The following is a 13,932-nucleotide window of genomic DNA, read 5'->3' as shown; positions in this document are numbered from 1 at the left end:
ACGGGCGCCACAGGTGACGGGAGGTCCCGTCGACCATCGCTGCGGCGCGAGCCGATCGGGGGGCTTCAGCGCGAGGAGTCCAGCGCCGACTGCACGGTCTCGAGCAGCTCGGCCCAGGATGCCTCGAACTTCTCGACACCCTCCTTCTCGAGCAGATCCACGACCTCGTTGTAGTCGATGCCCAGATCCGCCAGGCGGTCCAGGTGCGCGTTGGATGCCTCGTAGGTGCCGGTGATGGTGTCGCCGGTGATCTCGGAGTGATCCGCCACGGCGTTCAGGGTCTTCTCCGGCATGGTGTTGACGACGTCGGCCGCCACCAGGCCGTCCACGTAGAGCGTGTCCGGCAGGGACGGGTCCTTGGTGCCGGTGGAGGCCCACAGCGGCCGCTGAGCGTTGGCCCCGGCCGAGGCGAGGCGCTTCCAGCGCTCGGTCGAGAACGCCTCCTGGTAGACCTGGTAGGCCAGGCGCGCGTTGGCCAGACCGGCCTTGGACTTCAGGGCCGTGGCCTCCTCGGTGCCGATGGCCTCGAGGCGCTTGTCGACCTCGGCATCCACGCGGGAGACGAAGAACGAGGCCACCGAGTGGATCTTGGCGAGGTCCTTGCCGTTCTCGAGAGCCTGCTCCAGACCGGTCTGGAAGGCGTTGATCACGGCGCGGTAGCGCTCCAGCGAGAAGATCAGCGTCACGTTGACCGAGATGCCCTCGGCGAGCGTGGCGGTGATCGAGGGCAGGCCGGCCTCGGTGGCCGGGATCTTGATCAGGACGTTGTCGCGGTCGATGGTCTGCGCCAGGCGCTGGGCCATCTCCGAGGTGGCCTGGGCGTCGTTGGCCATCCGGGGGTCGACCTCGATCGAGACGCGGCCATCGCGGCCCTGGGTGGCCTGGGCGATCGGGGCGAAGACGTCGCAGGCGTCGCGGACGTCGTCGGTCGTGATCCGGAAGACGGCCTCATCGACGTCGACGCCCTCGGCGGTCAGCTCCTTGACCTGAGCGGCGTAGGACTCGCCGTTGGACAGCGCGCCCGCGAAGATCGTGGGGTTGGTGGTCACGCCCACGACGTCCTTGGTGTCGATGAGCTCCTGCAGGTTGCCCGTGCTCAGACGCTCGCGGGAGAGGTCGTCGAGCCAGATGGAGACCCCGGCCTGGGAGAGCTTGGCAGTGGTGTCAGTCATGATGATGCTCCTGTGATGTCGAAGGATCGTCAGTGCGTCTGCGGTGCAGGCGACGCTGCGTGGTCGTGCTGGGGCCGGTGACTGCGGCCGGCTGACCGCCCGCAGTCACCGGGGGCGTCACTTCGCGGCGGCGATGGACTCCTGGGCCTTCTCGACGACGGCCTCGGCGGTGATGCCGAACTCGCTGTAGAGGCGCTCGTAGGCGGCGGAGGCGCCGAAGTGCTCGAGCGAGACAGCGCGGCCGTTCGAGCCGAGCAGGTCGTTCCAGGACATGGCGATGCCGGCCTCGACGCTCACGCGTGCGGTGAGCTCGCGGGGGATCACGGACTCGCGGTAGTCCTGGTCCTGGGCGTCGAACCACTCGCGGCAAGGCATGGACACGACGCGCGCGCCGATGCCCTTCTCCTTGAGCTGCTCGCGGGCCTCCACGGCCAGCTGCACCTCGGAGCCGGTGCCGATGAGGACGACGTCCAGGGACGTGCCCTCTGGGGCGTCGGCCAGGACGTAGCCGCCCTTGGCCGTGCCCTCGGCCGAGGCGAAGGCCTCGCCCTCGCCGTCCGGGTGGATGTCCTCGCGGCGGAACGTGGGGACGTTCTGACGGGTCAGCGCCAGGCCGGAGGGGCTCTGCGTGGTTTCCATGATGGTCCGCCAGGCCACCGAGGTCTCGTTGGCGTCGGCCGGGCGCACGACGTTCAGGCCCGGGATGCCGCGCAGCGAGCTGAGCTGCTCGACCGGCTGGTGCGTGGGGCCATCCTCGCCCAGGCCGATCGAGTCGTGGGTCCAGATGTAGATCGACGGGACCTGCATGACCGCGCCGAGGCGCACTGCCGGGCGCTGGTAGTCCGAGAAGATCAGGAACGTGCCCGAGAAGGCGCGCGTCTGCGACGACATGGTGATGCCGTTGACGATCGCGGCAGCGGCGTGCTCGCGGATGCCGAAGTGCAGGACGCGTCCGTACGGGTCCGCCGAGAACTTCTTGGTGGTGCGGCTGGACGGGTTGAACGAGTTGGCCGACTCGATCGTGGTGTTGTTCGATCCCGCGAGGTCGGCGGAGCCGCCCCACAGCTCGGGGAAGGTGTCGGCGATCGCGTTGATGACCTTGCCGGAGGCCGCGCGGGTGGCCACGGTCTCACCGGCAGGGAACTGCGGGAAGGCCTCGGCGTAGCCCTCGGGGAGGGTGCCGTCGCGCAGGCGGTCGTAGAGCTCGGCGCGGTCCGGGTGGGCCTGGCGCCACTCGGCGAAGCCCTTATCCCACTCCTCGCGATCGGCCTTGCCGCGCTCGACGAGCTCGCGGGTGTGCGACAGGACCTCGTCCTCGATCACGAAGCTGCGCTCGGCGTCGAAGCCGAGGACCTTCTTAGTGGCCGCGAGCTCCTCGGCACCGAGCTTGGAGCCGTGGATGCCGCCGGTGTTCTGCTTGCTGGGCGCCGGATAGCCGATGATCGTCTTGAGGCAGATCAGCGACGGGGCGGAGGTCTCCGCCTCCGCAGCCCGGATGGCGTCGTGCAGGGCCTGGACGTCCTCGACGTACTCGTTGCCGTTGGGGCCGCCTGCGGTCCAGTCCACGGTCTGGACGTGCCAGCCGTAGGCCTTGTAGCGCTCGGCGACGTTCTCGGTGAACGCGACGTCGGTGTCGTCCTCGATCGAGATCTGGTTCTGGTCGTAGATCGCGATGAGGTTGCCGAGCTCCTGGTGCCCGGCCAGCGACGACGCCTCAGAGGTCACGCCCTCCTGGAGGTCGCCGTCGGAGACGATCGTGTAGACGCGGTGGTCGAACGGGGACTGGCCCGGAGCGGACTCGGGGTCGAAGAGCCCGCGGGTGTAGCGCTGGGCGTAGGCGAAGCCCACGGCCGAGGAGAGGCCCTGGCCCAGCGGGCCGGTGGTGATCTCCACGCCGGCCGTATGGCGGTACTCCGGGTGGCCCGGGGTCTTGGAGCCCCAGGTGCGCAGCTCCTCCAGGTCCTTCATCTCCAGGCCGAACCCGCCCAGGAAGAGCTGGATGTACAGCGTCAGCGAGGTGTGGCCCGGGGAGAGGATGAAGCGGTCGCGGCCCGTCCAGCGATCATCGCTGGGGTCATGGCGCATGACCTTCTGGAAGAGCAGGTAGGCGGCCGGGGCCAGGCTCATGGCCGTCCCGGGATGTCCCGAACCCACCTTCTCCACGGCGTCCGCGGCGAGCACTCGGACGGTGTCCACGGCGCGGCGATCGACATCGGTCCAGGTGAGTGACTGATCAGACTGAGGCACAGGCGCACTGTCCTTTCTCGGGGTGCATGGCACCGCTCGCACGTGCGGCGATGCCGGAGTTGTGGATCCAGCCTAGATCACACGTCTGTCAGCGGAAGGGGTGATTCCGTGGTTTGCCTGAGGGCGTAGTCGAGGCCTACTCCGGTCGCATCGTCGGTGATGCGTCGCGGGCCACGGCGCGAGCGGCCATGAGGGTCTAGACTGAGCAGATCATCCCCGTCGCACGCCATCCGCCAGGCGCCGCGCACACTCCTTCCGGGCCCGGGTCGGCCTGGACGACGGGGAGTCCATTTCCGAGTCGTCGACCCCGTCACCGTTCCAGGGAGTCAGTTCACGTGAGTTCAGCGCAGGTCTCCAGGCATGCAGCACCGACCGGTCCCCAGGATCCGTGGGATGCGCGTCGGGAGAGCGGGCGGACCACACCGGGTCAGCGCGTGCGGGCGTACCTGCAGCTGATGAAGCTGCGCATTGTCGAGCTGCTGCTCGTGGCCACGGTGCCGACCATGATCTTCGCCCACCACTACCACGGCAACGGCGGCTTCCCGAGCATCTGGCTGATCCTGGTCACCCTGGTGGGCGGCACGCTCTCCGCAGGTGCCGCGGGCGCCTTCAACTCCTACATCGACCGCGAATCGGACCGGCTGATGAAGCGCACGTCCAAGCGCCCGCTGGTCACCCGCGTGGTGAACGACTGGGAGGCCCTGGTCCTGGGCTGGGTCCTCTCGGTCGCCTCCGTGGTCCTGTTCGCCCTGGCGGTCAACGTCCTCTCGGGCGTGCTCACGGCCGCGGCCATCTTCCTGTACGCGGTCTTCTACTCCATCATCCTCAAGCGCCGCACCAGCCAGAACATCGTCTGGGGCGGGATCGCCGGCTGCATGCCGGTGCTGATCGCCTGGGCCGCCGTGACGGGGACGGTGCAGTGGCCGGCCGTCGTGCTGTTCGCCGTGATCTTCCTGTGGACCCCGCCGCACTACTGGCCGCTGTCCATGAAGTACTCGGACGACTACGCCCGCGCCGGCATCCCCATGCTCGGGGCGATCGCCTCGGACGGCCGTGTGGCCAGCCAGGTCGTGCTCTACGCCTGGGCCACCGTCATCTGCTCGCTGCTGCTGGTGCCGGTCGGCGGCGCCGGATGGGTCTATGCGGTGCTCACGTTGGCCTCCGGCGCATGGTTCCTCCTGCAGTGCCATCGCCTGCTCGGGCTGGCCAACCAGGCCGAGCCCACGTCCACCCAGGCCATGAAGGTCTTCCACGGCTCGATCACCTATCTGAGCCTCGTGTTCGTGGCCGTGGCCCTGGATCCGTTCCTCGGCGGACCGATCCTGTGAAGCACCGGGCTGCTTGAGGCGCTGCAGTCACCGCGGCGACCCTGCCGCCGCACTGCGCTGATTCCCGAGTCGCCCCGGGGCGTTCGGAGCCACCCATCCCCTCCAGAATCGAGAGCACGCTCAGCATGGACTTCTCCGGGCTGATCGCCTATCCAGTCACTCCCTTCACCACCACCGGCGCCGTGGATCTCGCAGAGCTCGCACGCCAGGTGGAGGTCCTGGTCGGCTCGGGAGTGGAGGCGATCTGCGTGCTGGGCACCGCCGGTTCGTTCGCCTACCTGAGCTCCGAGGAGCGCGCCACCGTGGTGCGAACGGCCGTCCGTGCCGCGGCCGGATCCGGGATCCCCGTGGGCGCCGGCATCTCGGCCATGACCACCCAGGACGTCCTGGAGCTCGCGTGGGACGCGGAGAACGCCGGGGCCGACGGCCTGGTGCTCAACCCCCTGTCCTACGTGGCGCTGCGCTCCCCGGAGATCGCCGATCAGGTGGAGACCGTGGCCTCCTCGGTCGCGCTGCCGCTGTGCCTGGACAACAACCCCTCGACGACCGGATTCGTCTACCCCGTGGACCTGGCCGCCGAGCTGAGCGATCTGAGCAGCGTCGTGGCCTTCAAGGACACGGTCGAGACCGAGCGCGCCCTGCAGAACCGCCGCCACCTCTTCCTGGAGCTGGCCGAGCCGGGGACGAGCTTCGGGATCGCCGGGACCTCGCTGATCCTGGGCGCCGCCGATGCCACGATCGCCTGGCACACCGGCTTCGCCGCAGCGCTGCCCCGGGAGTGGGTGGCCTTCCGCGCGGCTGCGGCAGCCCGGGACGTCGAGCTCGTGGAGCGCTGGCGCCGCGCGTTCTCCCCGCTGATCGAGGTGCTGCGCTGGGAGCGGCCGCTGAGCTCGCTCTACGCCCTCAACGACATCTGCGGGATGCGCACCGCACCGCCGCGCCGGCCTCTGCACCCGGTGGGCACGCCCAGCCGCGAGCGCATCCGCGCGGCCGTGCGCGATCTGCGGGCGGAGATGCAGCAGTGACGGCAGCGCTCGAGATCCAGGACCTGGTCATGGTGTTCCCGCAGCGCCGTGGGCCGGGGCCGCGCCGCAGGCGTCGACAGGCCCGCAGCAGCGCAGAGACCCTGGCTCCTCAGGCCAGGCCGCGGGCCGTCGACGGCCTGAGCCTCACGGCACGGCACGGTGAGGTCACCGCACTGCTGGGGCCCAATGGCGCGGGCAAGACGACCACGCTCGAATGCGCACAGGGCCTGCAGCGCCCCACCTCCGGGACCGTTCGCCTGCTGGGGGAGCAGCCGTGGGGCGCCTCTCCTGCCCTGCGCGCCCGCGCCGGGGTGATGCTGCAGGACGGCGGCCTGCCGCAGGCTGCCAAGGCAGGGGAGTACCTGCGCCACATCATCGCCATGTACCAGGACCCGGTCCCGCAGCGCGAGCTCCAGGAGCGCCTGGGCATCGGAGCCTTCGCCGAGACCCCCATCCGGAGGCTCTCCGGCGGGCAGCGCCAGCGCGTCGCACTGGCCGCAGCGCTCGCCGGGCGCCCGGAGATCGTCTTCCTCGACGAGCCCTCGGCCGGGCTGGACCCGCAGTCGCGCGCTGTCGTCTTCGCCCTGATCCGCGAACTGCGCGGCAGCGGCACCGCCGTGATCCTCACGACCCACCTGCTCGACGACGCCCAGCGCCTGGCAGATCAGGTGGTCATCGTGGATGAGGGCAGGGTCCGCGCCTGCGGCTCCGTGCGGGAGCTGATCGACGGCGACGGCCGCTCGGGAGCCCTGCGGGTGGAGCTCACCGCCGCCCAGCAGCAGCGCTGGGCGCATCGGCCTCCCGAGCTCGTCCAGCGTCCGGATCTGCAGATCAGCGGGGACGGATCCAGGATCGTGATCAGCGGTGCGGTGCGCCCGCAGGAGCTGTCCGAGCTCAGCCAATGGCTCGCCGCCACCGGGGAGCTGCCCCTGTCCCTGAGCCTCCAGCCCCGCTCGCTGGAGGACGTCTTCCTGGAGCTGTCGGGAAGGCGGATCCGATGACCGAGAGGCTCGAGATGACCGGCACCGCCTCCGAGCAGCCGCCTTCCGCGCCGTCGCGGCCCGCGCCGGCTGCCAGGCGAGTCGCGGCTCAGGCCGCCTACGAGACGCGCACCATGCTGCGCAACGGCGAGCAGCTGCTCCTGCTGATCATCCTGCCGGTCATGGCCCTTTTCGCCCTGACCTGGATGGACCTGCTCGACGCTGTCCTGCCGGCCGGCGCCCAGAGGATCGACCTGGCAGTGCCCGGCGTCCTGGCGCTGTCGGTGATCTCGAACGCGTTCTCCGGCCAGGGCATCCAGACCGGCTTCGACCGCCGCTACGGGGTGCTGCGCCAGCTGTCCACCACGCCGCTGGGTCGGTTCGGGCTCATCGCCGGCAAGCTCGGGGCCATCCTGGCCGTGCTCGCAGTGCAGACGGCGCTGATCTGCGGGATCGGGCTGGTGCTGGGATGGCGGCCGGCGCCGCTGTCGGTGCTGGCCACGCTGCTGCTCCTCGGGGCAGGCGCTGCTGTGTTCACCGGACTGGGTCTGCTCGTGGCCGGCACGTTGCGCGCCGAGGCCACCCTGGCCGTAGTGAATCTGCTGTGGGTGCTGCTGGCCGCAGCAGGCGGCACCCTGGCTCCGGCGACCGCGCTTCCCGGTGTGCTCGGCTGGGCGGCTGCCCTGCTGCCGTCGGCCGCTCTGGGGGAGTCGCTGCGCATCGTGCTGGTCGGCACCGGGCATGGGCCGCTGGTGCTGCACCTGGCCGTCCTGGCGGTGTGGGGCCTGCTCAGCTGGGCGGCCGCGATCCGCCTGTTCCGCTGGAGCTGAGACCGCTCGTCGACCGGGCGTCCCGGTGCCTGGCCCGCCCGGCCTCAGGCCTAGACTGAAGGGGCGCCCGTCGAGTCCCACACACGCCCCGGCGCGCATGCATCGACCCCTTTTCAGATTCTGGACGTGAGCACGTGAGCACCCCCTCCTCGGCACCGACCGCCTCCGACCTCGGCGACGACCTTCGGCAGGGGACGGGCCCCGACCCCGATTCGCGCGGCGATCGGGAGCCGATCGCCTTCTTCCTGCGAGGCGAGGTCGACGCCTGGGTGCGCTTCACCGCCTGGGCCTCGCTGGCGGCCAACATGCTGCTGATCCTCACCGGCGGACTCGTCCGCCTGACCGCCTCGGGGCTGGGATGCCCCACGTGGCCGCGGTGCACCGATGAGTCCTGGACCAACACCTCGGAGATGGGCCTCCACGGCATTATCGAGTTCGGCAACCGCACGCTGACCGGGGTCCTGATGATCGTGGCCGTGCTCACCTTCCTGGCCGTCGTGCGCATGATCCGCACGCATCCATCGCTGTTCGTGCTGAGTCTGCTGCTCGGCCTGGGCATCCCCGTGCAGGCAGTGGTGGGCGGCATCACGGTGCTCACAGGCCTGAATCCGTGGGTCGTCGGCATCCACTTCGTCATCAGCTCCGTCATGATCGCCCTGGCCGCAATGCTCGTGAACAGGTCGCGACGTCTCGGTCTCGAGCGTGTGGCCCGGGCGGAGCTGGCCGGGCAGGCGCCCGAGCAGAGCGGCCGGATCCGGGCTCTGCACGGGGGCCTCGCGGTGCTGGCCGCCCTGAGCGTCTACCTCGGCACCCTGGTCACCGGCACCGGCCCGCATGCCGGCGATGCGGGCGACGTCGTGCGCCACACCTTCGATGCCCTGATCATCACCCGGCTGCACGCGCTTCCGGCCTACGCGGTGGTGGCGCTGGTGCTCGTCGGCCTGTTCATCGGCCGTCGCACCTGGCCCATGGCAGTGCGCCGGTCCCTGCAGCTCGTGGGCCTCGTGGTGATCCTGCAGGCGCTGATCGGCTTCTACCAGTTCTTCAACGGCCTGCCCGTGCTGGTCGTCGCCCTGCACCTGATCGGCTCGGCGCTGTTCGTGGCGGTCGTGGCCATGGCGGTGGAGAAGGCCTTCCACATCACCTCCGAAGCCCCCGTGCTGACGGAGGCCGAGCGCCGCGGCGGCTCCGTCGCCGTCTGAGCGCCGACCGATCCCGAAGCGGCCGACACGGGGCCGCTGGTCCGCGCCACAGCGCGATCCAGCGCCCCTTGCGTGCTCTCCGCAAGATCAGGAGGCCTCGCCGTGTGCCGTCATAGGCCCGGACGCACACCGCGACGCCGCTCGACGGGACAGCAGATGAGGCGCTGATCACAGTCCCAGCTTTCTGAGGGTGGCCTTCCTAGGCAGTCGGAATCAATTTGGACATACTGGAGTTGTGTATTGCACGGGGTCGTCATCTCGACCCCCCATGGACGACGAGAGGCGGTGCGAGCATGGTCCAGACGGAAGCCAGGGGCGCGCGAAGCGCCGAGGACGCCTCTGAGTCCACCACCCGCTCCCGGATCCTCAACACCGTCCTGGAGTCCGGTCCCGTCTCCGCCAGCGAGATCGCCGCGCAGATGGGCCTCACCGCCGCCGCCGTGCGACGCCACCTGGACGCGCTGGAGCGCGAGCGCTTCATCGAGGTCACCCTGGTGCGCCGCCCCGGCGCCGGAGCCGGTCGCCCGGCCCGCCGCTACGTGGTGGCCCCGGAGGGCCATGAGCGGCTGGGCAACGACTACCTCGAGGTCGCCGACGACGCCCTGCGCACTCTGCGCGAGCTCGGCGGAGATGAGGCCCTTCGCGGCTTCGTGCAGCGCCATCAGCAGCGCATCGAGAATCGGTACCGCCCGGCCGTCGAGGCTGCCGGAGACGATGTCGAGGACCGCCTGGATGCGCTCGTGCGCCAGATGGCCGCAGACGGCTACGCAGCCAGCTCGACCATGGTGCAGGTCGGCTCCGCGCGCCGCGGCATGGCCTCCCTGCAGCTGTGCCAGGGGCACTGCCCCCTGCTCGAGCTGGCCGAGGACCACCCCGAGTTCTGCGAGGCCGAGACCCGCATGATCGGCTCCCTGCTGGGCGTCGACATCCGGCGGCTGTCCACGCTGGCCTCCGGGGCGCACGTGTGCAATACGCATGTGCCGCTCGAGCGCCGGGACGAGGAGCCACCTCGCAGCGCCGAGAGCGCCTGAGACTTTCCCTCACCATCCGAACCACCGCGGCCGAGCGGGCAGAGCCCGCATCGGCAGCAGACCACCAGAGGAGGCCGTCGTGACAGATGTGACACAAGCCAACGACACCACCATCTCCGACATCCTGGAGAAGAACCCGGAGCTCGAAGGCATCGGGACGTACGAGTACGGCTGGGCCGACAAGGACGTCGCGGGAGCCTCCGCGCGCCGCGGCATCGACGAGGACGTCGTGCGCGACATCTCGGCGCGCAAGAACGAGCCCGAGTGGATGCTGAACCTGCGCCTGAAGGCCCTGAAGTTCTTCGAGCGCAAGCCCATGCCCACCTGGGGCGCGGACCTGTCGGGCATCGACTTCGAGAACATCAAGTACTTCGTGCGCGCCTCCGAGCAGCAGGCCGGCTCCTGGGAGGAGCTGCCCGAGGAGATCCGCGACACCTACGAGAAGCTGGGCATCCCCGAGGCCGAGCGCTCCCGCCTGGTGGCCGGCGTGGCCGCGCAGTACGAGTCCGAGGTCGTCTACCACCAGATCCGCGAGGACCTGGAGGCCCAGGGCGTCATCTTCATGGACACCGACACCGCGCTGCGCGAGCACCCGGAGTTCTTCGAGGAGTACTTCGGCACGGTCATCCCGGTGGGCGACAACAAGTTCGCCGCGCTGAACACGGCCGTGTGGTCCGGCGGCTCGTTCGTCTACGTGCCCAAGGGCGTCCACGTGGACATCCCGCTGCAGGCCTACTTCCGCATCAACACGGAGAACATGGGCCAGTTCGAGCGGACGCTGATCATCGCCGACGAGGACTCCTACGTCCACTACATCGAGGGCTGCACCGCGCCGATCTACAAGACCGACTCGCTGCACTCGGCCAACGTCGAGATCATCGTCAAGAAGAACGCCCGCGTGCGCTACACGACCATCCAGAACTGGTCGAACAACGTGTACAACCTGGTGACCAAGCGCGCGATCGCCCACGAGGGCGCCACCATGGAGTGGGTCGACGGCAACATCGGCTCCAAGGTCACCCAGAAGTACCCGGCGGTGTACATGACCGGTGAGCACGCCCGCGGCGAGACCCTCTCGATCGCCTTCGCCGGCGAGGGCCAGCACCAGGACACCGGGTCCAAGATGGTCCACGTCGCCCCGCACACGTCGTCGTCGATCGTGTCCAAGTCGGTGGCCCGCAACGGCGGGCGCTCCGCCTACCGCGGCCTGGTCCAGGTCCGCGAGGGCGCCCACCACGCCAAGTCGAACGTGGTCTGCGACGCCCTGCTGGTGGACACCGTCTCGCGCTCGGACACGTACCCGTACGTCGACATCCGCGAGGACGACGTCTCCATGGGCCACGAGGCCACCGTCTCGCGCGTGTCCGAGGAACAGCTGTTCTACCTCATGCAGCGCGGCCTGCCCGAGGATGAGGCCATGGCCATGATCGTGCGCGGCTTCGTGGAGCCGATCGCCCGCGAGCTGCCCATGGAGTACGCGCTCGAGCTCAACCGCCTGATCGAACTGCAGATGGAGGGATCCGTTGGCTGATAAGCCCAGCACCGCCGCAGCACCCGGCACCACCATTCCCGAGGAGGACGTGGTCGACGGCGTGCGCACCGATGAGGCGCGCATCGCCATTCCCGGGATGACCCAGGAGGGCGAGAAGCTCGCCACCGCCCTGGTCGACTCCGAGGAGCAGGCCATGGGCGTGTCCGCCTCGCAGGAGGACGGCAGCCTCAAGGGCACCAAGGTCGCCGGCACCTCTCGCGCCGATCGTCAGGCGTCCTACGACCTCGCGGACTTCCCGGAGCTGACCGGGCGCGAGGAGGACTTCCGCTTCACTCCGCTCAAGCGCCTCAAGGGCCTGCACACGGAGGAGCTGACGGGCCCCGCCCCGGCGGTGAGCGTGTCCGGCTCCGATGCCGTGCGGGTCGAGACCGTGGGCCGCGACGACTCCCGCGTGGGCTCGGCCGGCATCCCCGAGGATCGCCTCTCCGCCAGCGCCTGGGCCGCTTTCCAGGAGGCCACCGTGGTGACGGTCCCGGCCGAGGCCGAGATCGACGGCACCGTGATGATCGAGATCGAGGGCACCAGCCCCGAGCCGGCCGCCTCCCACCTGGTCGTGGTTGCCGAGGCGTTCTCGAAGGCGCGCATCGTGCTGCGCCACCACGGCTCGGCCGTGGTCTCCCAGAACGTGGAGTTCGCGATCGCCGATTCGGCGAACGTCACGGTGGTCTCGCTGCAGGAGTGGGACGACGAGGGCACCGTGCACGCCTCGGCGCAGCACGTGTCCCTGGGCCGAGACTCGCGGTTCAAGCACGTGGTCGTCTCCCTGGGCGGGGACACCGTGCGCGTGACCCCCTCGGTGCGCTTCCGCGCCCCGGGCGCGGATGTCGAGATGTACGGCCTGACCTTCGTGGACGACGGCCAGCACCTCGAGTCTCGGCTGTTCGTGGATCACTCGCAGCCCCACTGCCGCTCGCGCGTGACCTACAAGTCCGCGCTGCAGGGCGAGGGCGCCCACGGCGTGTGGGTCGGCGACGTCCTGATCCGCCCGGCCGCCGAGGCCACCGACACCTACGAGCTCAACCGGAACCTGATCCTCAACGACGGGCCCCGGATGGACTCGATCCCCAACCTGGAGATCGAGACCGGAGTGATCGCAGGCGCCGGCCACGCCTCCACCACGGGGCAGCTGGATGCCGAGCACCTCTACTACCTGATGTCGCGCGGCATCCCGGAGCGCGAGGCCCGCGCTCTGGTGGTGCGCGGTTTCCTCTTCGAGATCCTGCAGCAGATCGAGGACGAGAGCATCGAGGAGCGCCTGCGCGAGATCGTCGAGGCCGAGCTGGCCAACGTCGAGCGCGGCGCCTGAGGCCCCGCCACCGAAGCACGAGCCGATCACGGCACCCACACCTTCACCATTTCAGGAGAGACTTTTGAGCACTCTGGAGATCAAGGACCTGCACGCATCGGTCCTGCTGGACGACGAGAACAGCAAGCAGATCCTCAAGGGCGTGAACCTCACCATCAACTCGGATGAGGTCCACGCGATCATGGGGCCCAACGGCTCCGGCAAGTCCACGCTGGCCTCGACCATCGCCGGGCACCCCAAGTTCCGCGTGGACTCGGGCGACGTCCTGCTGGACGGCGAGTCCGTCCTGGAGATGTCCGTGGACGAGCGGGCGCGGGCCGGGCTCTTCCTGGCCATGCAGTACCCGGTCGAGATCCCGGGCGTGACCACCTCCAACTTCCTGCGCTCGGCCAAGACCGCCGTCGACGGCGAGGCCCCCGCTCTGCGGACCTGGACCAAGGACGTCAAGGAGGCCGCCACGCAGCTGAAGATGGATCCGCAGATGATCCAGCGCAACGTGAACGAGGGCTTCTCCGGCGGTGAGAAGAAGCGCATGGAGATCATGCAGCTCGAGCTGCTCAAGCCCAAGATGGCGCTGCTGGACGAGACCGACTCCGGCCTGGACATCGATGCCCTCAAGGTCGTCTCGGAGGGCGTGAACCGCGCCAAGGCCGCCAACGGCATGGGCGTCATGCTGATCACGCACTACACGCGCATCCTGCGCTACATCGCCCCGGACCACGTCCACGTCTTCGCCGACGGCCGCGTGGTGGAGCAGGGCGGCCCGGAGCTGGCCGAGCAGCTCGAGGCCGAGGGCTACGACAAGTACGTCACCGCCGCCAAGTGACCCGCTGAGACCGCACGAGGAGCACATCATGACCGATACGACCGCCGACGCGGGCCAGGTGCCCGCGGGCGCTCCGCAGATCTCCGAGGTCGAGGACGCGCTGAAGAACGTCATCGACCCGGAGCTCGGCGTGAACATTGTCGATCTGGGCCTGCTCTACGGCGCCTCCTACATGGAGGACGGGGCCCTCAAGCTCGACATGACGCTGACCACGGCGGCCTGCCCGCTGCAGGACGTCATCGAGGAGCAGGTCGAGCAGAACATCGGCCCGCTCGTCGACGAGTGGCACGTCAACTGGGTCTGGATGCCGCCGTGGGGCATGGAGCGCATCACCGACGACGGACGCGACCAGATGCGGGCCCTGGGCTTCAACATCTGATCCGCTGTCCGCGTGCTGCGTCTGCCCGGCAGCGCATGAGCAGCGCCCCGGCGC

The 13,932-nt window shown here is 69.7% G+C and carries 12 protein-coding genes; 10 read left to right on the top strand and 2 right to left on the bottom strand.

All coding sequences use genetic code 11. From position 1 onward, the window contains the following. Nucleotides 1-65 precede the first annotated feature (65 nt). On the bottom strand, nucleotides 66-1,172 hold the full coding sequence (gene tal, locus M3E84_RS11250; RefSeq protein ID WP_259896292.1) for a transaldolase: 1,107 nt from the start codon (nucleotides 1,170-1,172) through the stop codon (nucleotides 66-68). 117 nt (nucleotides 1,173-1,289) lie between these two features. After that, entirely contained in the window at nucleotides 1,290-3,419 is a 2,130-nt protein-coding gene (gene tkt / locus M3E84_RS11245; protein ID WP_259896291.1) for a transketolase, read from the bottom strand. Between the two features lie 335 nt (nucleotides 3,420-3,754). On the opposite strand from tkt, the gene M3E84_RS11240 reads away from it, so the two are divergent. The 10 genes from M3E84_RS11240 to M3E84_RS11195 all read left to right on the top strand — a co-directional run bounded on the left by M3E84_RS11240 (nucleotide 3,755) and on the right by M3E84_RS11195 (nucleotide 13,878). Further along, a complete protein-coding gene (locus M3E84_RS11240; RefSeq protein ID WP_259896290.1) occupies nucleotides 3,755-4,747 on the top strand; it encodes a heme o synthase in 993 nt (330 codons plus the stop codon). 125 nt (nucleotides 4,748-4,872) lie between these two features. Further along, on the top strand, nucleotides 4,873-5,772 hold the full coding sequence (locus M3E84_RS11235; protein ID WP_259896289.1) for a dihydrodipicolinate synthase family protein: 900 nt from the start codon (nucleotides 4,873-4,875) through the stop codon (nucleotides 5,770-5,772). Further along, on the top strand, nucleotides 5,769-6,773 hold the full coding sequence (locus M3E84_RS11230; RefSeq protein ID WP_259896288.1) for an ABC transporter ATP-binding protein: 1,005 nt from the start codon (nucleotides 5,769-5,771) through the stop codon (nucleotides 6,771-6,773). Before M3E84_RS11235 ends, M3E84_RS11230 begins: the two co-directional genes overlap by 4 nt. Then, nucleotides 6,770-7,582, top strand: coding sequence for an ABC transporter permease (locus M3E84_RS11225; protein WP_259896287.1), 813 nt, complete (start codon nucleotides 6,770-6,772; stop codon nucleotides 7,580-7,582). Before M3E84_RS11230 ends, M3E84_RS11225 begins: the two co-directional genes overlap by 4 nt. A gap of 134 nt (nucleotides 7,583-7,716) precedes the next feature. Beyond that, the gene (locus M3E84_RS11220) at nucleotides 7,717-8,784 is read left to right on the top strand and encodes a heme A synthase (RefSeq protein WP_259896286.1); all 1,068 of its coding nucleotides are present in this window, start codon (nucleotides 7,717-7,719) and stop codon (nucleotides 8,782-8,784) included. A 293-nt stretch (nucleotides 8,785-9,077) separates the two neighbouring features. After that, nucleotides 9,078-9,815: a metalloregulator ArsR/SmtB family transcription factor gene (locus M3E84_RS11215; protein ID WP_259896284.1), complete on the top strand. Its 738-nt coding sequence runs from the start codon at nucleotides 9,078-9,080 to the stop codon at nucleotides 9,813-9,815. 79 nt (nucleotides 9,816-9,894) lie between these two features. Continuing rightward, nucleotides 9,895-11,346, top strand: coding sequence for a Fe-S cluster assembly protein SufB (sufB, locus tag M3E84_RS11210; protein WP_311200473.1), 1,452 nt, complete (start codon nucleotides 9,895-9,897; stop codon nucleotides 11,344-11,346). A 97-nt stretch (nucleotides 11,347-11,443) separates the two neighbouring features. Continuing rightward, nucleotides 11,444-12,673, top strand: a complete 1,230-nt coding sequence (sufD, locus tag M3E84_RS11205; RefSeq protein WP_396415618.1) for a Fe-S cluster assembly protein SufD — start codon at nucleotides 11,444-11,446, stop codon at nucleotides 12,671-12,673. 64 nt (nucleotides 12,674-12,737) lie between these two features. Beyond that, nucleotides 12,738-13,499, top strand: coding sequence for a Fe-S cluster assembly ATPase SufC (gene sufC, locus M3E84_RS11200; RefSeq protein ID WP_259896282.1), 762 nt, complete (start codon nucleotides 12,738-12,740; stop codon nucleotides 13,497-13,499). Nucleotides 13,500-13,527: 28 nt separating this feature from the next. Continuing rightward, entirely contained in the window at nucleotides 13,528-13,878 is a 351-nt protein-coding gene (locus tag M3E84_RS11195) for a metal-sulfur cluster assembly factor (protein WP_259896280.1), read from the top strand. Nucleotides 13,879-13,932 lie beyond the last annotated feature (54 nt).

Origin of the sequence: Kocuria sp. p3-SID1428 (assembly GCF_025149945.1) — a bacterium.
GTDB lineage: Bacteria > Actinomycetota > Actinomycetes > Actinomycetales > Micrococcaceae > Kocuria.
This window is presented reverse-complemented; position numbering and strand designations above follow the sequence as displayed.